The organism is Roseateles sp. P2_H4 (assembly GCF_056403315.1).
Genome location: NZ_JBFUFR010000001.1, coordinates 90,876 through 110,009, shown reverse-complemented (window position 1 = coordinate 110,009; position 19,134 = coordinate 90,876). Strand labels below are relative to the sequence as shown.

At 69.4% G+C, this 19,134-nt stretch carries 22 protein-coding genes and 1 tRNA gene; 13 read left to right on the top strand and 10 right to left on the bottom strand.

All coding sequences use genetic code 11. The features are described from left to right. Positions 1–9: 9 nt before the first annotated feature. Positions 10–828: a DUF2182 domain-containing protein gene (locus tag AC1DW3_RS00555; protein ID WP_477927634.1), complete on the bottom strand. Its 819-nt coding sequence runs from the start codon at positions 826–828 to the stop codon at positions 10–12. After that, complete coding sequence (locus tag AC1DW3_RS00550) at positions 821–1,423, bottom strand: DUF1326 domain-containing protein (protein WP_477927633.1); 603 nt, start codon at positions 1,421–1,423, stop codon at positions 821–823. The genes AC1DW3_RS00555 and AC1DW3_RS00550 overlap by 8 nt, the downstream gene beginning before the upstream one ends. 115 nt (positions 1,424–1,538) lie before the next feature. Between AC1DW3_RS00550 and AC1DW3_RS00545 the strand changes: the two genes are divergently transcribed. Genes AC1DW3_RS00545 through AC1DW3_RS00535 form a run of 3 tightly spaced genes read left to right on the top strand, consistent with a single transcriptional unit; the run spans position 1,539 to position 3,484 of the window. Further along, positions 1,539–1,982, top strand: coding sequence for a YybH family protein (locus tag AC1DW3_RS00545; protein ID WP_477927631.1), 444 nt, complete (start codon positions 1,539–1,541; stop codon positions 1,980–1,982). Between the two features lie 12 nt (positions 1,983–1,994). Continuing rightward, entirely contained in the window at positions 1,995–2,960 is a 966-nt protein-coding gene (locus tag AC1DW3_RS00540) for a YheT family hydrolase (protein ID WP_477927629.1), read from the top strand. Continuing rightward, the gene (locus AC1DW3_RS00535) at positions 2,960–3,484 is read left to right on the top strand and encodes a DUF2946 family protein (RefSeq protein ID WP_477927627.1); all 525 of its coding nucleotides are present in this window, start codon (positions 2,960–2,962) and stop codon (positions 3,482–3,484) included. Before AC1DW3_RS00540 ends, AC1DW3_RS00535 begins: the two co-directional genes overlap by 1 nt. Before the next feature lie 55 nt (positions 3,485–3,539). On the opposite strand, the gene AC1DW3_RS00530 is transcribed toward AC1DW3_RS00535, so the two are convergent. Next, positions 3,540–4,079 carry a c-type cytochrome gene (locus AC1DW3_RS00530; protein WP_477927625.1) on the bottom strand — a complete coding sequence of 180 codons (540 nt, stop codon included), beginning with the start codon at positions 4,077–4,079 and terminating at the stop codon, positions 3,540–3,542. 142 nt (positions 4,080–4,221) lie between these two features. Here AC1DW3_RS00530 and AC1DW3_RS00525 point away from each other — a divergent pair. Further along, a tRNA-Arg gene (locus AC1DW3_RS00525) sits at positions 4,222–4,297 on the top strand. An 87-nt stretch (positions 4,298–4,384) separates the two neighbouring features. Here the strand turns inward: AC1DW3_RS00525 and AC1DW3_RS00520 are convergent. After that, positions 4,385–4,981 (bottom strand): NADPH-dependent F420 reductase, encoded by a 597-nt coding sequence (locus AC1DW3_RS00520; protein WP_477927623.1) that lies wholly within the window; start codon positions 4,979–4,981, stop codon positions 4,385–4,387. Between the two features lie 121 nt (positions 4,982–5,102). Here AC1DW3_RS00520 and AC1DW3_RS00515 point away from each other — a divergent pair, with 121 nt between their 5' ends. Further along, complete coding sequence (locus AC1DW3_RS00515; RefSeq protein WP_477927621.1) at positions 5,103–6,050, top strand: LysR substrate-binding domain-containing protein; 948 nt, start codon at positions 5,103–5,105, stop codon at positions 6,048–6,050. 101 nt (positions 6,051–6,151) lie between these two features. Here the strand turns inward: AC1DW3_RS00515 and AC1DW3_RS00510 are convergent, their stop codons facing one another. Further along, positions 6,152–6,688: a pyridoxamine 5'-phosphate oxidase family protein gene (locus AC1DW3_RS00510; RefSeq protein WP_477927619.1), complete on the bottom strand. Its 537-nt coding sequence runs from the start codon at positions 6,686–6,688 to the stop codon at positions 6,152–6,154. Between the two features lie 196 nt (positions 6,689–6,884). Between AC1DW3_RS00510 and AC1DW3_RS00505 the strand changes: the two genes are divergently transcribed. After that, a complete protein-coding gene (locus AC1DW3_RS00505; RefSeq protein WP_477927617.1) occupies positions 6,885–7,151 on the top strand; it encodes a hypothetical protein in 267 nt (88 codons plus the stop codon). A 3-nt stretch (positions 7,152–7,154) separates the two neighbouring features. Here the strand turns inward: AC1DW3_RS00505 and AC1DW3_RS00500 are convergent, their stop codons facing one another. Next, the gene (locus AC1DW3_RS00500) at positions 7,155–8,045 is read right to left on the bottom strand and encodes a LysR family transcriptional regulator (protein WP_477927615.1); all 891 of its coding nucleotides are present in this window, start codon (positions 8,043–8,045) and stop codon (positions 7,155–7,157) included. A 95-nt stretch (positions 8,046–8,140) separates the two neighbouring features. On the opposite strand from AC1DW3_RS00500, the gene AC1DW3_RS00495 reads away from it, so the two are divergent. The 4 genes from AC1DW3_RS00495 to AC1DW3_RS00480 all read left to right on the top strand — a co-directional run bounded on the left by AC1DW3_RS00495 (position 8,141) and on the right by AC1DW3_RS00480 (position 12,292). Next, positions 8,141–9,175, top strand: a complete 1,035-nt coding sequence (locus AC1DW3_RS00495; RefSeq protein ID WP_477927614.1) for an NAD-dependent epimerase/dehydratase family protein — start codon at positions 8,141–8,143, stop codon at positions 9,173–9,175. Next, positions 9,172–9,909 carry a proteasome-type protease gene (locus AC1DW3_RS00490; RefSeq protein ID WP_477927612.1) on the top strand — a complete coding sequence of 246 codons (738 nt, stop codon included), beginning with the start codon at positions 9,172–9,174 and terminating at the stop codon, positions 9,907–9,909. The genes AC1DW3_RS00495 and AC1DW3_RS00490 overlap by 4 nt, the downstream gene beginning before the upstream one ends. 165 nt (positions 9,910–10,074) lie before the next feature. After that, the gene (locus AC1DW3_RS00485; RefSeq protein WP_477927610.1) at positions 10,075–10,941 is read left to right on the top strand and encodes an alpha/beta fold hydrolase; all 867 of its coding nucleotides are present in this window, start codon (positions 10,075–10,077) and stop codon (positions 10,939–10,941) included. A gap of 229 nt (positions 10,942–11,170) precedes the next feature. After that, positions 11,171–12,292, top strand: a complete 1,122-nt coding sequence (locus AC1DW3_RS00480) for a PEP-CTERM sorting domain-containing protein (RefSeq protein WP_477927608.1) — start codon at positions 11,171–11,173, stop codon at positions 12,290–12,292. Here AC1DW3_RS00480 and nadC read toward each other — a convergent pair. Together nadC and AC1DW3_RS00470 are read right to left on the bottom strand one after the other, a co-directional pair. After that, positions 12,289–13,155: a carboxylating nicotinate-nucleotide diphosphorylase gene (gene nadC, locus AC1DW3_RS00475; RefSeq protein ID WP_477927606.1), complete on the bottom strand. Its 867-nt coding sequence runs from the start codon at positions 13,153–13,155 to the stop codon at positions 12,289–12,291. The genes AC1DW3_RS00480 and nadC overlap by 4 nt on opposite strands. A 5-nt stretch (positions 13,156–13,160) precedes the next feature. Then, on the bottom strand, positions 13,161–13,871 hold the full coding sequence (locus AC1DW3_RS00470) for a fumarylacetoacetate hydrolase family protein (RefSeq protein ID WP_477927604.1): 711 nt from the start codon (positions 13,869–13,871) through the stop codon (positions 13,161–13,163). 52 nt (positions 13,872–13,923) lie between these two features. On the opposite strand from AC1DW3_RS00470, the gene AC1DW3_RS00465 reads away from it, so the two are divergent. Beyond that, positions 13,924–14,793, top strand: coding sequence for a septal ring lytic transglycosylase RlpA family protein (locus AC1DW3_RS00465; protein WP_477927602.1), 870 nt, complete (start codon positions 13,924–13,926; stop codon positions 14,791–14,793). 234 nt (positions 14,794–15,027) lie between these two features. Here the strand turns inward: AC1DW3_RS00465 and AC1DW3_RS00460 are convergent, their stop codons facing one another. After that, positions 15,028–15,774: an SDR family oxidoreductase gene (locus AC1DW3_RS00460; RefSeq protein WP_477927600.1), complete on the bottom strand. Its 747-nt coding sequence runs from the start codon at positions 15,772–15,774 to the stop codon at positions 15,028–15,030. A gap of 51 nt (positions 15,775–15,825) precedes the next feature. Between AC1DW3_RS00460 and AC1DW3_RS00455 the strand changes: the two genes are divergently transcribed. Beyond that, entirely contained in the window at positions 15,826–17,019 is a 1,194-nt protein-coding gene (locus AC1DW3_RS00455; RefSeq protein WP_477927598.1) for a GGDEF domain-containing protein, read from the top strand. Continuing rightward, the gene (locus AC1DW3_RS00450; protein ID WP_477927596.1) at positions 17,016–18,176 is read left to right on the top strand and encodes a GGDEF domain-containing protein; all 1,161 of its coding nucleotides are present in this window, start codon (positions 17,016–17,018) and stop codon (positions 18,174–18,176) included. The genes AC1DW3_RS00455 and AC1DW3_RS00450 overlap by 4 nt, the downstream gene beginning before the upstream one ends. On the opposite strand, the gene AC1DW3_RS00445 is transcribed toward AC1DW3_RS00450, so the two are convergent. Then, a complete protein-coding gene (locus tag AC1DW3_RS00445; protein ID WP_477927594.1) occupies positions 18,173–19,111 on the bottom strand; it encodes an alpha/beta hydrolase in 939 nt (312 codons plus the stop codon). The genes AC1DW3_RS00450 and AC1DW3_RS00445 overlap by 4 nt on opposite strands. Positions 19,112–19,134: the final 23 nt, after the last annotated feature.

The following is a 19,134-nucleotide window of genomic DNA, read 5'->3' as shown; positions in this document are numbered from 1 at the left end:
GGCCGCGCGTCACGGCCCACGGCCCCACAGCGCCAGCAACGCGGCCGCCGCCAGCAAGGCCCAGCCCAGCGGCGCGCTGAGCCGGCGCCCGCCAGCCAGGTTCTTCTCGGCGGCCATCACGGCGGCCAGCACCAGCATCCAGCCCAGGTGGCCCATGCCGACGACGAACATCAGCAGCATCAGCGCCCAGCAGCAGCCGATGCAGAACAGCCCATGGCTGGCGCCCAGCCGCCAGGCCTGCCAGTGCGGGCGGCGGCCGCGCCAATGGGCCATGACAAAGCTCAGCGGCGTGCGGCATTGCTCCAGGCAGCGGTATTTCAGCGCCGAGAACTGGAAGGCCCCGGCCCCCGCCAGCGTGGCCACGCCTATCCACGCGGCCCGGTCGGCCAGCCAGGGCACGCCACTCACGCCAGCCAGCAAGGCCTCATGGGCCCCATGGGCCAGCACACCGAACAAGCCCCAGACAGTCAGATAGCCCGCGCCCAGCAGGCCCAGCAACCGGCCCTGGTCACTGCGGCCGGCCGTGACGCGCTCGAACACGTCGAACAGCGGCAGCGTCGTCGGCAGCATCATGGCGATGCACATCAGCAGCCAGGCCAGCGCCGCCAGCGCTGAGGGCAGCCACCAGCCGCCACCGGGCAGCGTGCGGCACAGCGCCGCCAGCGGCCCAGTCCAACCACCGTGATCGAGGTAGCGCGCATGGGGACTCAGGCTCCAGGCCCACAGCAGCGCCCAGGCCAGCAGCACCAGCGCCGCAAATACCGGCAGGAAGGCGCGGCGATGGCGTGCCGCGCGGCCATCACGGCCGCCGGCCAACGCTTCAAGCATCGAATACGAAGATGCTCTGGAGGGCGTTGTGGCCCTTGAGGTCGATGTCGATGCCGAGCGCGGCGTTCTTCGAGCGGTAGCGCGGCGCCTTGCCGACGAAGACAGGCGCGCCCGGCACCGTCGAGAACACCGTGTCCGACAGCGTCGTCTGGCCACCGGTGGCGCCGAGGTAGGGCTCCAGCTCGGCGTAGTAGTCGTTACCGATCTCCAGCGTGCCMTTGCCGCCTTGCACGTCGAAGCGGATGTCGGCGCGCTCGACCGACACGACGGTGCCGATCAGCTTGGCCAGATCGGCCACCGGCCCGCCCGCCTGGCCGGTATAGACCTTGAGCAGCGCCTGCTCCTGCGCCGCGCTGGCCTTGGCATCCACAAAGATGGCGGCCGTCCAGTTGCCCTGCAGGATGTTGCCGGGCACATGGGCCACGGCGGCGATGGTCAGGCCCGAGACGTCGGTGCCCTCGATGACGCCCTTGTCGATGCGCCACGACACGATGGTGTCGCAGGTCCCGTTGTCGGGGTCCTCGCCGATCCAGCAAGGACAGAGCACCTTGCAATTGCAGACCTCCAGCAGCCGACCTTCGAGGTGATAGCCCATGAGCCCCTCCTGCGCTGAACCGTCGATGCCGCGCCCGCGGCAAGGCGTGGCGATGCTACGCCGCGGTGGCGGCGCCGGCGCGCTTTCGTCAAGGCGCTCTACCTACAATGGAATGATGCCCCGCTCCGCCGCCCAGACCGCCGCCCTGCTCGCTTCGCCCGACGACACCGAGGCCCAGTTCTACGAGGCCCTGCAGCACGCCGACCTCGACCATCTGATGGCCCTGTGGGCCGATGACGAGGAAGTGGCCTGCGTCCATCCCGGCGGCCCGCGCATCGTCGGCCTGCCCGCCATCCGCGCCGCCTTCGAGGCCGTGTTCCAGCGTGGCGCCGTCAGCGTCCACCCGGAGCGCGTGCGCCGCCTGCACAGCGGCGACTGCGCCATCCACCATGTGCTGGAGCGCGTGCAACTGCATGGTGAAGCCCAGCAGTCCTGGGTCATCGCGACCAATGTCTATCTGAAGACGGCGCTCGGCTGGCGCCTGGTGCTGCACCACGCCAGCCCCGGCAATGCGGGCGACGTGCAGGAACTGGTGGCTGACGCCGGCACCCTGCACTAGGACTTCGGCGCCATGCAGTACCGAGCGCCTCGCTGGCTTCCCGGCGGCCATGCCCAGACCATCTGGCCCGCCCTCTTCAGCCGCCAGCACGACGGCCCGCCGCCCGACTGGACGCGCGAGCGCTGGGACACGCCGGACGGTGATTTCATTGATGTCGACTTCCTGGCCGATGCGCCGGAGAACGCTCCCCTGTTCGTGTTGTTCCACGGCCTGGAGGGCGACCGCAGCAGCCATTCCAGCGTCGCCTTCGCCAGCGCCGCACGCGCGCGCGGCTGGGCCATGGCCCTGCCCCACTTCCGCGGCTGCTCGGGCGAGCTGAACCGCGGCCCGCGCGCCTACCACTCGGGCGACTACGAGGAGGTGGGCTGGATATTGCAGCGCCTGCGCGAGCGCCATGGCCGGCCCCTGCTCGTCGCCGGCGTGTCCCTGGGCGGCAATGCGCTGATGCGCTGGGCCGAGGAGGCCGGCCACAGCGCGGCCCACATTGCCCAGGCCGTCAGCTCGATCTGCTCGCCCATCGACCTGGCCGCCGCCGGAGCGGCCATCGACCGCGGCTTCAACAAGCAGGTCTATGCGCGCCGTTTCCTGCGCACCATGATCCCGAAGGCCCTGCGAAAGCTGCAGCAGCACCCGGGGCTGTTCGACGGCGAGCGGCTCCAGCGCGCGTCGACCATCTACGAGTTCGACAACCTCTTCACCGCGCCACTGCACGGCTTCAGGAACACCGAGGATTACTGGGCCCGCGCGGCGGCCAAACCGCATCTGCACCGCATCCGCATCCCGGCCCTGGTGCTGAACGCGCGCAACGACCCCTTCGTGCCCGGCCACAGCCTGCCGCATGCCGCTGAAGTGGGCGCCCATGTGACACTCTGGCAACCCGGCCATGGCGGCCACGTCGGCTTCCCGGCCGGGCGGCTGCCGGGCCATCTGCTGACCATGCCCGAGCAGGTCTGCGACTGGCTCTGGAGGCACCGCTGATGGACCCCATCGTCGAAGCGGCCCTGAAGAAGTGGCCCAACGTCCCGCACTGCTACGGCTGGCTGGCCCTGGACGCGCGCGGCGACTGGTATATGCGCGACGAGCGCATCCAGCACGCCGGGCCCTTTCCCGAGGTCAAGGGCAGCCGCATCAACCACGACAAGCTGCGTGCCTTCATCGAGCGCAATTACGCCTCGGACGAGGCTGGCTGCTGGTTCTTCCAGAACGGCCCGCAGCGCGTCTATGTGGAGCTGGAATCCACGCCCTGGGTCTGGCGCCTGCAGCCCGATGGCCGCGTGCTCGGCCACACCGGCACCGAAGCCTCCGTGCAGTCGAGCTGGCTGGACGAGGCCGGGCGCCTCTACCTGCTCGCGGACCTCGGCCTGGGCCTGGTGCATACCGCCGACATGGGCCCGGCGGCCGATGCCGTCGAACAGGGGCGCTGGGCGCCGCAGGAATGCCTGTCGAGCGAGCTGCCGCAACGCTTCGGCTTCGTGCGACGGCCGATGCCTGATCCAGCCTGAGCCAGAAACGACAAGGGCTGCCGAAGCAGCCCTTTGCGGGAATCAAGCCAGAGCTTTACTGCGCGGCCGAGGCGGCCGGTGCCGGCATCTTGGGCTCGTCGAACTTGGCGCCACCGTTGTTGGCCATATAGGCCACGGCGCGGGCAACTTCGAAGTCGCTGAAGTCGCCGCCACCCTGCGGGCCCATATTGCCCTTGCCCTTGAGGGCCGAATGCACCAGCGCGTCGAAGCCGCTCTTGATGCGCGGGCCCCAGGCCGAGGCGTCGCCCAGCTTGGGAGCGCCGGCCGCGCCGGTGGCGTGGCAGGCCGAGCACTGGGCCTGGAAGACCTGTTCGCCCGACTTCATCGTGGCGGCGTCGTTGACGTCCTTGACCTCGACATGGGCCACAGGCGCGATGCGCGCGGCGACGGCCTGGGCTTCGAAGGCAGCCGTGCCAGCGGCCGGCTTGGTGTCGGTGGTCACATAGTTGGCCAACAGGATGATGACGATGACCGGCACCACGAAGGCGAACAGCACGGCCCAGGCCAGTTGCTGGGGGGTCTTGATCGGCCCCGTGTGGGCGTCGTCGTGGTCGTGATCGTGGCTGGCGCTCATGAAATCCTCTTGTCGATCTGCGTCGGGCTGTCTGCTTGTGCTCATGTCGGCTGGCTGCGCGACACGAAAAACCGCCGAATTATAGGCAGGCCCCAGCCCCGCCCCAGGGGCGCCGACCCCGGCTGCTAGAATGGGCGGCTTCGCGCCCGTAGCTCAATGGATAGAGTACTGCCCTCCGAAGGCAGGGGTTGTTGGTTCGATCCCAACCGGGCGCACCAGCGAATCAAGCACTTAGCTTCACAGCCAAGTGCTTTTTTGTTGGGTGTACCGTAAAGGCACCTTGGCATTTGGAGATGTCTCGGCGGTCAGCCGAGCTTCACCAGGTTCAGGATGGTTAGCGGGCCGCCAGGGAATTGCACCAGCCTGCCCTCGTTCACACCGCCAAGGTCTATGGGCGCGAAGCCCAGCCGCGCGGCCAGATCGGCCACGGCCTTCTTCGCATCGGCATCTGGGCCCGACACGAACAGCACGCGGCGGCCACCGTCGGCTTGCGGGTTGGTGCCCAACACGGCGGCCGGCAGATGGTTGAATGCCTTGACCACGCGTGCACCGGGCACCAGCGCCGCCACCGCTTCGCTAGAGGCTAGCCCGCCCAGGTCCACGGCTTGGTAGGACGGGACTTGAACCGCATTGTTGGTGTCCACGACGATGCGACCGTTCCAGGGGCCGAGGTCTTTGAGTGCATCGGGCAGGCGCTGCCAGTTGACGGCCACGAACACGAGGTCGGCCTGGGCGGCTTCCCTCACGCTGACGGCCTTGATCTGAGGACCCAGTTCGTCGGTCAGCGCCTTCAACGACTGCGGGCCGCGACTGTTGGCAATGGAGGCGGCGATGCCGTTACGGGCGAGTTGGCGAGCGATGACGGAGCCGATGGCACCGGCGCCGATGATGGAAATGTTCATGAGCTGGCTTTCAGGTGATGTTGAGGATTTGCGTTGCCGGGATGAACTCTAGGCACCTCACCAATTCACCGATAGTTGTAGCCGACTAGAATCAGTTTCAAGTATTCGTTGAGATACCGGCATGGAAACCCTGGCCAACCTGGAGTCCTTCGTGCGTAGCGCCGAGACGGGCAGCTTCTCGTCGGCGGCACGCCGGCTGGCGCTGACGCCCGCGGCCATCAGCCGCAACGTGGCACAGCTGGAACGCAATCTCGGTGTCARACTGTTCCAGCGCAGCACACGCGGGCTGACGTTGAGCGAGGCGGGCGAGCGTTTCCTGGCATCGGTACGAGGTGGGCTGGACAGCATCCAGGGCGCCATCGCGGACATCACCGTCAACGCCGGGCAGCCGGCCGGCGTGCTCAAACTCAACGCGCCGCCGGGCATAGGCATGGACTTCTTGCTACCGCTGATGCCCGCCTTCATGGAGCGCTACCCCGCGGTAACGCCGGATTGGACCTTCGACAACCGGCCGCTGGACCTGATCGCCGCGGGCTTTGACGCCGCCGTCGGTGGTGGCTTTGACCTGCCTTCGGGCATGGTGGCGCGCGAGTTGGGACGGCTGCATCTGGTCGCCGTCGCGTCGCCCGCGTTCCTGCGCGGCAAGCGCCGCCCCAAGGACCCGGTGGGTCTGGCCAACCTTGCGGGCATCGTGATGCGCTCGCCCTTACATGGCCGCCCTCGCAACTACGTCATGCGCAACGGCACGGGTGCCGAGATGGCTGCGACGCTCAAGCCCGTGATGTTCGTCAACGGGCCGGATGCTCTCTGCCCCGCCGCGCTGCTGGGTCTGGGCGTGGCCTTGGTGGCCATGCCGCATGCGCTGCCACATCTGCAAAGCGGTGCGTTGGAGCGGCTGCTACCCGACTGGCACAGCGACGTCGGCCCGCTTTCACTGTATTTCGCCAGCCAGAAACTGCTGCCCGCCAAGACGCGTGCCTTTGTGGATTTCGTGACCCAGGCCTTCGGGGAGCAGAAGGTGGCGCAAGCCCTCTCGGCCAGGAACCGGGCAAGCGGCGAAGGGCGCTGACACGCGCAGTGGTTTCATCCTTGCCTGCAGCCCCTCAGATTTGTAGGTCACGAAGCTTCACGGGGAGGGGCGTCACGGGCGCTACCGCCCACGCGTTGTCGTCAGAACTTCAACTGCCCATGCACGCCCTCGTCGACGCGCCGCGCCGTGATGGCGCCGAACAGCATCTTGAGGCCGGCAACCAGGCTGCCACCGCGGGTGTCCCAGTACTCGCCGCTGATGGGGTCGACGCGCAGCACGCAGATGCGCGGATCGTCCTCGCCCTCGGTGAACCAGGCGCGCAGCTTGGGGCTCCAGAGCCGGTGGATGGTGGCCCTGTCGGTGACCTGGGCCACCTCGCCGTCAAGCTTGAGATGGCCGCCGTTGTCACCTTCCTTGAAGAACAGCGTGACACGCGGGTCGCGGTCCAGCTCGATGTTCTTCAGGCTGTCGATCTCGGTGAAGAACCACAGCGTGCCGCCCTCGTCCACCTCGATGACGGTCATCGGTCGCGCATGCAGTTGCGAGCCCATGCCGAAGGTGCAGAAGAAGCAGCTGCTGCCGGACTTGACGAGGTCGGCAATCTTCTGCGCGGCGGCCGGGCCGCTGAGGTCTTCTTCGGTGCTCACGTCGTTGTCCTTGCGGCTGTCGTCCTGCATGTCGGCTCCTTGGCGTTGACTGAATTCCAAGCCTAGGCAGGCCTCTTGCTGACCCTTGTCGGCCAGCACGACGGTCCGCTGTCGGCTCGGGCCGCCTGCTCTCCTACAGAGGGATAGGCGCCTGCCGATGCGCGCTGCGCCGGCTGGCGGCGCCAATCAAGACTGCGGCACCACGTCCGCATCCAAGGAGCCCGCCATGCCCAGCGACAACCTCACGCGCAGCCCGTGGCCGTGGCTGGCGGTCACGGCCACCGTGATGGCGATGCTGGTCGCCTGCGGCCAGCCCGCGACGCAGCCCACTGCCGCCGCAACGCCGCCGGCCGAAGCTGCCAGCGTCCCGCGGGAACCGGTGGCACCGCCGCCCGTGCTGCCGCCATCGCCGTCGCCGCCTTCGGTAGCGCCGCCGTCCTTCCCGCCCGCTTCCGCGCCGCCGTCCTGGCCGGCCTCGAGTCCGATCCGCTGAACTTCAGCCGCCGACGTAGCGCGACAGGCCTTCCACCAAGGCATCGAACACGACGCGGCAGGGCGTGTTCTGGCGCAGGTCCTCGTGCATGGCGACCCAGGTTTCCAGCGGCCAGCCGAACTGGTCGGCCAGCACGCGTTCCAGCACCGGCTCGCGCTGCGCCAGTGCAACCTGGCAGGCACCTATGCCTGCGCCGGCGCGGATCAGTGCGAGTTGGGCCAGGTCGGAGTCGCAGCGCAGCGAGAAGCTGTCGCGGGTGATGCCACCCAGGCGCTTGGCTCCGGCGCGGATGAAGGGCGTCACGCGGTCGAAACCGACCAGGGTGTGGCCCGCCATGTCGGCGAAGCTTTCCGGCCGGCCGTGGCGATCCAGGTAGTCGGGCCGCGCATGCAGGCCGAGCTCGATGCTGCCGATGCGGCGCGCGATCAGCTGGCCCTGCTCGGGCGGCGTCATGCGCACCGCGATGTCGGCCTCGCGGCGCAGCAGGTCCTGCAACTGGTTGCTGAGGGCCATTTCCAGCACCAGGCCGGGGTGGGCCTCGCGCAGCGCGGCGAAGACGCCGGCCAGCACTTCCACGCCGATGACTTCGCTGGCCGTCACCCGCACCGTGCCCCGGACCTCGTCGCCCCGAGCCGTGGCAGCCCGCTGCAGCGCGGCCGCGGCCACCTCCATCTGCTCGGCATGGCTACGCAGGGCCAGGGCGGCCTCGGTCGGCAGCAGGCCGGTGGACGAACGGGTGAACAGAGGCTGACCCAGGGCCTGCTCCAGCGCGGCGACATGGCGGCCCACAGTGGGCTGGGTCAGGTCCAGCAGCCGTGCGGCGCCGGACAGCGAGCCCTCGCGCAACACGCCGAGAAAGGTGTGCAGCAAGTCCCAGGGCAAGGTTGAAGCCATTCATAAATGTATAGCCACACCACCATCTTCGGCAATTCTCAACAGGGCCGCCAGTTTCCAGAATCCACCCCATCAACTTCTTCTGGAGAACAGCGATGCAAGGCAAGGACAAGACGGCCCTGGTGCTCGGCGCGAGCGGCGGCATTGGCGGCGAGGTGGCGCGCCAGTTGCGCGATGCGGGCTGGACGGTGAAGGCGCTGCAGCGCGGTCTGGCCGCGGCCCACGAGGTGCGCGACGGCATCCACTGGCTGCGTGGCGACGCGCTGAACGGTTCGGAAGTGGCCAGCGCGGCCCAGGGCTGCAGCGTCATCGTCCACGCCGTCAACCCGCCCGGCTACCGCGATTGGGACCGCCTCGTGCTGCCCATGCTGGACAACGCTATCGCCGCCGCCACGGCGCAGCGGGCCACGCTGGTGCTGCCCGGCACCGTCTACAACTTCGGCCCCGACGCCTTCCCGATGCTGCAGGAAGACTCGCCGCAGCGCCCCGTCACCCGCAAGGGCGCCATCCGCGTGGAGATGGAAGCGCGGCTGCGCGCGGCCAGCGAGCGCGGCATGCGCGCCCTCATCGTGCGGGCCGGCGACTTCTTCGGGCCGCGGGCGGGCAACAACTGGTTCTCGCAGGGCCTCATCAAGCCCGGCAAGGCGGTCGCCAGCATCAGCAACCCCGCCGCACCCGGTGTCGGCCACCAATGGGCCTATCTGCCCGACGTGGCGCGCACCATGGTCGAACTGCTGGCGCGGCGCGACAGCCTGCCCGCCTTCGCCAGCTTCCACATGGCCGGCCACTGGGACGCCACCGGCCGCCAGATGGCCGAGGCCATCCAGCGCGTTGCCGCCCGCCATGGCCGCAAGCCGCGCATCGGCGCCCTGCCCTGGTGGCTGCTGAATATCGCGTCGCTCCTCGTCGTCACCTTCAAGGAGATGCGCGAGATGCGCTACCTCTGGCAGCAACCGGTGCGCATGGACAACGCCCACCTCGTCGCCACCCTGGGCCACGAGCCGCACACGCCGCTGGACGAGGCCGTCGAGGCGGCGCTGCGCGGGCTGGGCTGCCTGCCGCCTGCATCAACAACGACGCAGGGCGGCCGTAACATGGCCTCCAGCTCATTCGCCGGGACCTCCCCATGACCTATTGCGTCGCCATGCGCCTGCGTGCGGGCCTGCTGTTCGCGTCCGACACCCGCACCAACGCGGGCGTCGACCACATCGCGAGCTTCCGCAAGATGTACCAGTTCCAGATCCCGCACCAACGCGAGATCGCCATCCTGACCGCGGGCAATCTGGCGACGACGCAATCCGTCATCTCGGTACTGAACCAGCGCCTGCATGGCGATGGCGAGCATCTGCTCAACGTGCCCACCCTTTACGACGCCGCCGTGCTGCTGGGCCGCACGCTGAAGGAAATCGTCAACCGCGACAGCGACAACCAGCACAACGGCGTGGACTTCGGCGCCAACATGCTGATCGGCGGCCAGATCAAGGGCGAAGGCCCGCGCCTCTTCCACGTCTACCCGCAGGGCAACTTCATCGAGGCCACGGAAGACACGCCCTATTTCCAGATCGGCGAGAGCAAATACGGCAAGCCCATCATCGACCGCGTCATCCGCTACGACACGACGGCGCTGGACGAGGCCGCCAAGTGCACGCTGGTCAGCTTCGACTCGACCATCCAGTCCAATCTGTCGGTCGGCCTGCCCATCGACATGCTGATGCTGCGCGCCAACCAGTTCGAGATGGCGATGAAGCCGCCCCACCGCATCGGGCGCGACGACCCCTATTTCCAGGCCCTGCGCACGGGCTGGAGCGCCGGCCTGCGCAAGGTCTTCGACGACCTGCCCAACGAGCCTTGGTTCGACGCTTGACATGGCGCCCCTCGCCTGGTCGCGCCACGCTGAACGCAGGCGCGCCCAGCCGGTCCCCCGAGGGGACGGCGATGCTCACGGCATGGGGCCGCGAGCACATCGCCAGACGGGCCGGCTCGGGAGCGGCCCAGCGCTCGGCCCGAAGAACTCTGGACAACTGAACTGATGATTTTGGAACCTTGGGCGCACGAATCGTCCAACGCGGGCGTGATGCTGGGCGGCTGGTGCACGCCTGCCAGTGGCAAGCCGCTGCTGCATGTGCTGCACGGCAACGGCTTCTGCGGTCGGGTCTACGAGCCCCTGCTGCGCGCGCTGGCAGCCGATTTCGACCTGTGGCTGTGCGACCTGCCCGGCCACGGCGACAGCGATGCCATGGCGCGTTTCCCTGGCTGGAACGCCTTCGCGCAGCTGGCGCTGGAGTCGGCGCAGGCCGCCGCGGCCCGCTACGGCGACGTGCCCAGGCTGGCGCTGGGCCACAGCCTGGGCGGCGTGCTGACGACGCTGATGCTGGCCACTCCCGGCCAGCCCTTCCAGCGTGCGGTGCTGCTGGACCCGGTGCTGTTCTCAACGCCCATGCTGCTGGGCATGCGACTGGGCGTGGCGCGCTTCAACCCGCTGGCGCGTGCCTCGCAGCGCCGCCGGCGCCAGTGGCCGGACCGCGCGGCCGCCGCCAAGGCGCTGCAGGGCCGCGGCACCTACAGAGGCTGGACGGACGACGCGCTGCAGGCCTTCGTCACGCATGCGCTACGTGACGAAGCCGACGGCAGCGTCTCGCTCAAGTGCACGCCGGAACTGGAAGCGACCATCTTCGCCTCTGGCCCGCGCGGGCTGTGGCCCGCCGTGAAGCGTGTGAGCACACCGACGCTGATCACCTACGGCCGCGACACCATGCCCTTCGTGCAGGCCGGTGCGCAGCGGGCGGCGGCATCCAACCCCGCCATTACGACCCGGGCCGTCGACGGCGGCCACTGCTTCATGCAACAGCACCCGGCCGACACCGCAGTCCAGGTGCGTTCGTACCTGCTCGGCTAGACCGGCCCACGAGCCCTGGTTCGACGCCTGAGGCACAGCACCTGCCGCCCTGCCATCTCGGGGCACGAAGGGTGACAACGGTGTCTCCCTCATTCGGGGCTGTCGAGTCATTTGACAGATCGATGGCAGCCCAAAAATCAATGGTCGCGGAATCAACAACTTAGGGGGTGTGGCCCGATAAATGCTCATTTCTCATCGCGGAGCCACCGCTTCGCGTGAGAGGTAGAACATGAACAAGACGTTCTGGGGCACCCGTCCGCAGTGGCTTCTGGCCCTGCTTCTTCCGGCCGGCCTGGCCAGCGCAACGCCGCTGCCGGTCTACTCGCCAAGCTACCCATCGCCCAACTCCGCCTGCGCCACCTTTGGCAATGTGGTGTCCTGCTCCACCACGGTGCTGGACTACCTGGCGTCCAAGAACTACGCGGGCTTCACCGGCCCCTACAGCTTCGCCGCCAGCCAGGGCGCCCTGCTCGACACCATCGTCGTCACGGCCAACAACGGCAACATCCTGAACAACGGTGACCAGCTGAATCCGTCGGAAAACGGCTTCTCGACCAACAACGGCGGCAACAAGAAGTACTTCTTCACCGGCGACGGCAACGACCCGACGAACAACGGCGGGCTGGCGGGTGACACGCCCTTCAGCTGGGACACCAACATCGGCGCGCTCAACCAGAAGCTGACCTTCGGCGGCGCCTACCACCGGATGGCCGTCGCCTTCGACTTCAACAACCCGCAGAACGACACCTCCAGCATTCCCATCTGGGTGCTGGTGACGGTGCGCGACACCGACGGCAACCTGGGCAACAAATACTTCGAGACCCAGAGCCTCGATCCCAGCGACATCTTCAAGGATCCATCGCTGCACTCGTCAACCAAGACCTTTGACGGCAACAGCATCACGACGCCCGGCGCGGCGGACTTCGCCCTCACCGTCGGTGCCATCTGCGTCGTCAACGCCACCGTGTCCTATCCGTCGCCGGACGGCTCCAACTGCCCGAACGGCGGTGACCTGGTGAAGACCAACCGCGCCTCCAACGAGGTCGAGTTCATCAACTACCTGCCTTCGCTGGACCTGCTCGCCCTTCAGAACCAGGGCTATGACACGCTGTCCGTGCAGATCTGGATGGGCTGCTTCAACACCAAGGACAAGAAGGGCGCGCCCGACCCGACCTCCGGCCCGGCCCTGCTGAACGGAGGCTCCGTCGGCCCCTGCGACACCGGCGGCTTCGGCGACATTTTCCTGGTCGCCGGTGAAGCCGTGGCGCCGCCGCCAGGCCGCGTGCCCGAGCCCGGCAGCCTGGGCCTGACCGGCCTGGCCCTGCTCGGCTTGCTGAAGCGCCGCCGCTAGACCGGCCCGAGCACCCGCATCGAGTAGTCAACCGCGCGCACGTCCTTGGTCAGCCGGCCGATGGAGATGCGGTCCACGCCGGTCGCGGCGATCCAGCGCAGCTGGTCCAGGGCCACGCCGCCCGAGACTTCCAGCAGCGCACGGCCGGCATTGACGGCCACGGCCTCGCGCATCTGCGCCTCGCTGAAGTTGTCCAGCAGCACACTGACGGCGCCGGCGTCCAGCGCCTCGTGCAGCTGGGCAATCGTCTCGACCTCGATCTGGATGTCGACACCGGCGTTCAGTGCCTGGGCCGCACGCAAGGCCTGACCCACGCCACCCGCCGCGGCGATGTGGTTCTCCTTGATGAGGATGCCGGCATACAGCGCCAGCCGCTGGTTCTGCCCGCCGCCGACGCGCACCGCGTACTTCTGCGCCAGGCGCAGGCCGGGGATGGTCTTGCGCGTGTCCAGGATGGCGCAGCCAGCTGCATTGGGGCTGGCGCCCGCCACCGCGTCGACATGAGCGCGCGTGATCGTCGCCGTGCCCGACAGCAGCTGCAGGAAGTTCAGCGCCGGCCGCTCCGCGCTCAGCAACGCGCGGCCATCGGCCTCGATGCGGCAGGCGATGCTGTCCGCCGCCATCAGCGCGCCCTCGTCGTACAGCCACTCGATGCGCGCGGTCGCGTCCAGCGCGGCAAACACGCCGTCGAACCAGTCGCGCCCGCACAGCACCGCGGCCTCGCGCACGCGCACCTGGGCCGCCACGCGGCGGCCCGCCGGCACCAGCAGGGCCGTCCAGTCGCATTTGCCGATGTCCTCGGCCAGCGCCTCGTGGATATTGCGCGAGCGCGCCTGCGCCAGCGTCTCCTCAGCAGAAAACATCGTCGTCACTCCGCCGGGCCGACCGTCAACGCGATCTCGCCCAGGCCCTCGATGCGGCCGACGATCACATCGCCAGGGACGACGGCACCCACGCCGGCCGGCGTGCCCGTGTAGATCAGGTCGCCGGGATGCAGGTGATAGAGATGCGAGAGGTTGGAGACGATCTCGGCCTGGTTCCAGATCATCTCGGCCAGGTCGCCGCGTTGCTTCTCGACACCGTTGACGGCCAGCGTGATGGCCCCCTTGTCGAGGCTGCCGACTTCGCTCCTGCGCACGATCTCGCTGAGGATGGCCGACTGGTCGAAGCCCTTGGCCGTGTCCCAGGGCCTGCCGGCCGCCTTGGCAACGGCCTGCAGGTCGCGGCGCGTCATGTCCAGGCCCGCGGCATAGCCCCAGATGGCGGCCACGGCCGCTTCGGGCGTGACCTTGAAGACCGGCGCGCCGATGGCCAGCACCAGCTCCATCTCGTAGTGGTAGTTCTTGGTCTCGGTCGGATAGGGCACCGTCGCGCCCGAAGGCGCAATCGACGAGACCAAGGCGCTGGCGGGCTTGGTGAAATAGAAGGGCGGCTCGCGCGTCGGGTCCGCACCCATCTCGCGGGCATGATCGGCATAGTTGCGGCCGACGCAGAAGATGCGGCTGACCGCGTAACGGGCGTCCGTGCCGCGCACGGCGGCGCTAGGAATCTCGGCCGCAGGAAAGACGAAATTGCTCATGGCATGGCTTCGACATTGGGGGAACAGCGCACAGCATACTGGGGCTGTTTCAATGCTGCTCGCGCTGCTGCTGCTGGCGCTGCAGAGCGGCTGCTCCACGACGCGCCCGAGCGTGCCACCCGTGGGCATCGACCGCGACGGCGCCTTGCCCAACCCGCCGCCCGACCTCGCCAAGGTGCCCGACGCCGCGCCGCGCATCGAGGCCGTGCGCAGCGGCGGCCCCAACAAGCCCTATGAAGTGCAGGGCGAGCGCTATGAACCCATCAGCGGCGACGCGCCCTATGCCGACCGCGGCCTGGCCTCCTGGTACGGCCGCAAATTCCACGGCCGGCCCACCGCCAGCGGCGAGGTCTACAACATGTATGCGATGACGGCCGCCCATCCCACGCTGCCCATCCCGAGCTATGCCCGCGTACGCAACCCGGCCAACAGCCGCGAGGTCATCGTGCGCATCAACGACCGTGGGCCTTTCCACAAGGGCCGCATCATCGACCTCAGCTACACCGCCGCCCTCAAGCTCGACCTGCTGCGCGGCGTCGCGCCGGTGGAGGTCCGCCGCATCACCTACGCCGAGATCCGCGCCGGCAATTTCCAGAAGCCGACGGGTGAACCGGCGCCCGTCTTCGTGCCCGACACACCGCCCGGCGCGCCGCAGCGCGAGACGACGGGCCCCGCCGAAACCACCGGCGCGGGCGCCTGGCTGCAGTTCGGCGCCTTCGCCAAGCTGGATGGCGCCGAAGCCCTGCGCCAGCGCATCGCCGAGGCCGACCTGACCCTGCTGCCGCTGTTGACCGTCGTGCGCGAGGGCGGCCTGCACCGGCTGCGCGCGGGCCCCTTCCCGAGCGCCGACGAGGCGCGTGCCACGGCCGCGCGGCTGCGCGACGACAGCGGCGTGGAGTCGACGCTCGTGGAGAAGCGCTGATCGCAGCGTACGGCAGTGCGGGGCGAACGCCGGGCCGCCCCTAGCCGGCCCGCAGGCGATGTGCTTGCGGCTCAACGCCGCAAGCATCGTCGTCCCCCGGGGGGCTGAGGCCGGACACGGCAAGTCCGGTGGACTTGTCGTGCCTGCCGAAGAGTAGCCGCTCCGTCGGCTGCGCGGTCTGCAAGACCGACCGGGCTCGCCGCGTTCAGCGAGCGAGAGCGGGCGAGGGGCGGTTCACCTGCCGCCCGCCACGTCCAGCAGTGTGCCCACCGTGTAGCTGGACGCGTCGCTCAGCAGCCAGACGATGGCCGCAGCAATCTCCTCGGGCCGGCCCATGCGCTGGATGGGGATGTCCTTCACCTGGCCTTGGGCGCGCTCCAGCATGCCGCTGGCCGCATGGATCTCGGTCTCGATGATGCCGGGGCGCACACCGTTGACGCGGATGCCTTCTGCGATGAGTTCCCGCCCCAGGCCCTTGGTCAGCGTGTCGACAGCGCCCTTGGTCGCGGCGTAATCCACATAGATGCCGGCCGAGCCGAATTCGGCCGCGCGTGAGCTGAGGTTGACGATGCAGCCCCCCGAGCCGCCCTGGGCCGTGCTCATGCGTCGCGCGGCCTGCTGGCAGCACAGCAGCGTGCCCATCACGTTGACGTCGAAGAGGCGCCGCCAGCGCTCGGGCGTCATGTCGGCCAGCCGCGCGGCCGGCGCGACGATGCCGGCGTTGTTGACGAGGCCCGCCAGCCGCCCGCCGGCGGTGTCCAACTGCTCGAACATGGCCGCGACCTGGACCGCATCGGCCACGTCGGCCTGCAGCGTCAGCGCGCGGCGGCCCAGTCCGTGCAATCTGGCCGCCAGCGCCTGCGCCGCGGCGCTATCCTGGGCGTAGTTGATGGCCACGTCCCAGCCGGCCTCGGCGCAACGCAGCGCCGTCGCCGCGCCGATGCCACGCGATCCCCCCGTGATCAATACCCAAGCCGACATGGCCACGATTGTGGCGGGTCGGAGAAGATGCGCTGGCCCACTCCTCACTGCATGGATTTCCTCGACGTCCCGACAGTCCTCCAGGTCAGCGCCCTCTTCAATCTGATGGCGGCTCTGGCCTGGCTGACGCTCGCCCAGGCCTTCCGCATCGCGCCCCGCGCAGGCCGGCTGATGGCGGCGGCGCATCTGGTGCGCATCGCCTCCCAGGGCTGCGGCGACTGCATGGCCGGCTGGCCCGCCCTGGTGCAACAGGCCATCCCCGAATTCGGCCTGCTGGCCTGTGCCGTGCTGCTGCTGATGGCCCTGCGCCGCATGCTGCGCAGCCGCCGGCGCCCGCGCGACATCAATGGCATCGCCGCCCTCGGCGCCATCGGCATCGCGCTGGGCCTGGCCAGCGGCTCCGGCCTCGCGCCCCAGCTCGCCAGCACCGTCAGCGCAAGCCTGCTTGCCCTGCTGGCCGTGCGTGAGATCGTGAACGGCATCGGCGACCAGCTGTCGCGCCCCGTCACCCTCTTCATGACCCTGCCCTTCGCCGCGATGGCGGCCGTGGGGCTGGCGCACGCCGCCGAACTGCTGTTCAAGCCGGGCTGGGACAACCACCTCCTCAGCGGCGAGCTGCCCTCGCCGGCGCGCGCCGTGCTGTGGTTCGTCATCACGGCCGCCATCACCCTCAGCCTGATCGCGCTGATGATCTGGCGCCTCATCACGCGCATCCAGCACCTGACCTACCGCGACCCGCTGACCGGCGCCCTCAACCGCCGCGCCTTCGAGCTGGCGCTGACCGAGGCCCAGGCCCAGCTGCAGCGCGGCCGCGGCTACGCGCTGGCCATGATCGACATCGACCACTTCAAGCGCATCAACGACCAGCATGGCCACCAAGCCGGCGATGCGGCGCTGCAGCACTGCGTGCGCGTCTGGCAGGCCGCCCTGCGCGAGGTGGACTGCCTCGGGCGCCTGGGTGGCGAGGAGTTCTGCGCCCTGCTGCCGCTGGCCGGGCCGGCCGACCTGGCCACCGCAGCCAGCGTCGCCGAGCGCCTGCGCCACAGCCTGGCCGCCCAACCGCTGAAGTGGAAGGACGTGGAGCTGCCGCTGTCGGCCAGCTTCGGCGTGGCCCTGCCGGTGGCCGGTGACCCGCAGGGCGAGGTGGGCATGGCGCGTGCCGACGCCGAGCTCTACCGCGCCAAGGCCGAGGGCCGCAACCGCGTCTGCGTGGCGACGCATCTGGCCGGCATGGCCGCCGCATGATCACGGCCACCCAGACCCAGACGCTGCTGGCCAGCATCATCCTGGTCGCGGTGGTGGCGACCCTGGTCTGGGTCGCGCTGGCCGGCGTCGCCCGCATCGCGCCGCGGGCCTCGCTGGCCATGGCCGGCGCGAACGCGGCGGCGGCGGGCTCGCTGACCCTGCATGCCCTGCGCGGCGTGCTGCCCGACGCCTTCACCTACTGGCCCGGCGACGTGCTGGCCATCACCTCCTTCGCCCTGCTCGGCGCGGCGGTACCCGGCATCACGACGCGTGCCTTGAACTGGAAGCCCGGCGCCGCCGTGGTGGCGGCCACGGCCCTGCTGCTGCTGGCCCTGCCTTATGAGGGTGACCTGCGCTGGCAGGCCCGCATCGTCAACGGCGTCGGTGCCGCGCTGACGCTGGCGGCCGGCATCACGGCCTGGCGCAGCCTGGCGCGCTCGGCGGGAGGCCGGCGCACGCCCGCGCCGCTGGCCCTGCCGCTTTTCCTGATCGCGGCGCTGATGGCGGCGCGCGGTCTGGAGACCTTCGTCAACCCCGGCCGCACGCCCGACATGCGGGTGCCCACCGAGTTCAACCTCGCCTTCCTGTGGACGGCGCTGGTGCTGGCCCTGCTGCAGAACGCGACGCTGGCCTTTCTCGTGCTGATGCGGCTGATCACGCGCATCGAGCGCCTGCTCGAGCGCGACCCGCTGACCGACACGCTGAACCGCCGGGCCTTCGACCAGTCCCTGGAGCAGGCCCATGCCTGGCTTAGGCGCGGCCGCGGCTATGCCCTGGTCATGATCGACATGGACCGTTTCAAGCAGCTCAACGACACCCTGGGCCACGCCGCCGGCGACGCCGCCCTGCGCCAGATGGTGCACGAGCTGCAACCCTGCGTGCGCGAGGTCGACCGCTTCGGCCGCCTGGGCGGCGAGGAGTTCTGTGTGCTGCTGCCCGACACCGACATCGCCGGTGCGGCCCTGGTGGCCGAGCGCATGCGCTGCCTCGTCGACATCGCGCCGCTGCGCTGGCTGGAGCAGGACTGGCCGCTCAGCGCCAGCTTCGGCATCGCCGAGGCCGAGCGGGACGACACCAGCGTCGGCGCCGTGCTGGCGCGCGCCGATGCGGCGCTCTATCGCGCCAAGAACCAGGGCCGCAACGTGGTGCAAGCCTAGCGGGCGGCCCTGAAATAGGCGTCCACGCCGAGCAGCATCTCCTCGGTGACCTGGCTCCAGTAGTGGAAGGTGTGGCCGCCCGGGTCTTCGCGATAGTCGGGCCTGGCGCCTTGAGCACGCAACGCAGCCAGCAGCGCGCGGTTGGTCGCAACCAGTTCGTCCTCGGTCCCGCAGCGCAGCACCAGCTCGACCGGCATGCGGCCCGCACGCTTCACCTCGGCAATCAGCTCGTCCGGATACCAGCCGGCCAGTGCATAGGCATAGCCCCAGCGCTGCGGCGCCGCCAGCGGCAGCTTGACCGACCCGTAGCCGCCCATGGACATGCCTGCGATGGCCGACTGCGCGCGCGTGGGCGCCAGGCCGTAGCGCTGCTTCAGCCAGGCCGGCAGTTCGTCGACGATGAAGCGCTCCGCCGGGCCGTCGTATTGCCGGCCATTGCTGCTGGGCATGACGATGACCAAGGGCCTGGCGCGACTGCTGGCGATGAGGCGGTCGGCATAGCGTTCGATATGGCCGGTGCGCAACCATTGATCGGCATCCATGCCGCCGCCATGCAACAGGGTCAACACGGGCAGGCTCTGGCCGCGCTCGAAGCCCGGCGGCAGATAGACGTTGACCTTGGCTGGCCTGCCAAAGGCGGTCGAGGCCACTTCGTGCGTCTCGACGCGCCCGCGGCCCGTGGCCGGGTCGTGCACCCAGCGGCCGTCGACGACGAATTTGTAGAGCCATTGGCCAGGCGCCAGGTCCAGGCGCAGCCGCCAGATGCCATCGGCGCCCCGGGCCATGGCCTGCTTGTGCTTGTCCCAGTCCGTCATCTCGCCCGCAAGCAAGACCTGGCGGGCCTGGGGCGCCTCCAGCATGAAGGTGACAGGCTCCGCTCGCACGGCGGCGGCAAGGGCGAACAGCAGCGGCAGCAACAGTTTCTTGGCTTTCATTCGGCTTGCGGCGGAACTGAAGG

Coding starts and splice junctions, on each gene's coding strand:
- AC1DW3_RS00555 (WP_477927634.1), bottom strand. CDS start 828: ATGCTTGAAGCGTTGGCCGGCGGCCGTGATGGCCGCGCGGCACGCCAT.
- AC1DW3_RS00545 (WP_477927631.1), top strand. CDS start 1,539: ATGCCCCGCTCCGCCGCCCAGACCGCCGCCCTGCTCGCTTCGCCCGAC.
- AC1DW3_RS00540 (WP_477927629.1), top strand. CDS start 1,995: ATGCAGTACCGAGCGCCTCGCTGGCTTCCCGGCGGCCATGCCCAGACC.
- AC1DW3_RS00535 (WP_477927627.1), top strand. CDS start 2,960: ATGGACCCCATCGTCGAAGCGGCCCTGAAGAAGTGGCCCAACGTCCCG.
- AC1DW3_RS00530 (WP_477927625.1), bottom strand. CDS start 4,079: ATGAGCGCCAGCCACGATCACGACCACGACGACGCCCACACGGGGCCG.
- AC1DW3_RS00520 (WP_477927623.1), bottom strand. CDS start 4,981: ATGAACATTTCCATCATCGGCGCCGGTGCCATCGGCTCCGTCATCGCT.
- AC1DW3_RS00510 (WP_477927619.1), bottom strand. CDS start 6,688: ATGCAGGACGACAGCCGCAAGGACAACGACGTGAGCACCGAAGAAGAC.
- AC1DW3_RS00505 (WP_477927617.1), top strand. CDS start 6,885: ATGCCCAGCGACAACCTCACGCGCAGCCCGTGGCCGTGGCTGGCGGTC.
- AC1DW3_RS00500 (WP_477927615.1), bottom strand. CDS start 8,045: ATGGCTTCAACCTTGCCCTGGGACTTGCTGCACACCTTTCTCGGCGTG.
- AC1DW3_RS00495 (WP_477927614.1), top strand. CDS start 8,141: ATGCAAGGCAAGGACAAGACGGCCCTGGTGCTCGGCGCGAGCGGCGGC.
- AC1DW3_RS00490 (WP_477927612.1), top strand. CDS start 9,172: ATGACCTATTGCGTCGCCATGCGCCTGCGTGCGGGCCTGCTGTTCGCG.
- AC1DW3_RS00485 (WP_477927610.1), top strand. CDS start 10,075: ATGATTTTGGAACCTTGGGCGCACGAATCGTCCAACGCGGGCGTGATG.
- AC1DW3_RS00480 (WP_477927608.1), top strand. CDS start 11,171: ATGAACAAGACGTTCTGGGGCACCCGTCCGCAGTGGCTTCTGGCCCTG.
- nadC (WP_477927606.1), bottom strand. CDS start 13,155: ATGTTTTCTGCTGAGGAGACGCTGGCGCAGGCGCGCTCGCGCAATATC.
- AC1DW3_RS00470 (WP_477927604.1), bottom strand. CDS start 13,871: ATGAGCAATTTCGTCTTTCCTGCGGCCGAGATTCCTAGCGCCGCCGTG.
- AC1DW3_RS00465 (WP_477927602.1), top strand. CDS start 13,924: ATGCTGCTCGCGCTGCTGCTGCTGGCGCTGCAGAGCGGCTGCTCCACG.
- AC1DW3_RS00460 (WP_477927600.1), bottom strand. CDS start 15,774: ATGTCGGCTTGGGTATTGATCACGGGGGGATCGCGTGGCATCGGCGCG.
- AC1DW3_RS00455 (WP_477927598.1), top strand. CDS start 15,826: ATGGATTTCCTCGACGTCCCGACAGTCCTCCAGGTCAGCGCCCTCTTC.
- AC1DW3_RS00450 (WP_477927596.1), top strand. CDS start 17,016: ATGATCACGGCCACCCAGACCCAGACGCTGCTGGCCAGCATCATCCTG.
- AC1DW3_RS00445 (WP_477927594.1), bottom strand. CDS start 19,111: ATGAAAGCCAAGAAACTGTTGCTGCCGCTGCTGTTCGCCCTTGCCGCC.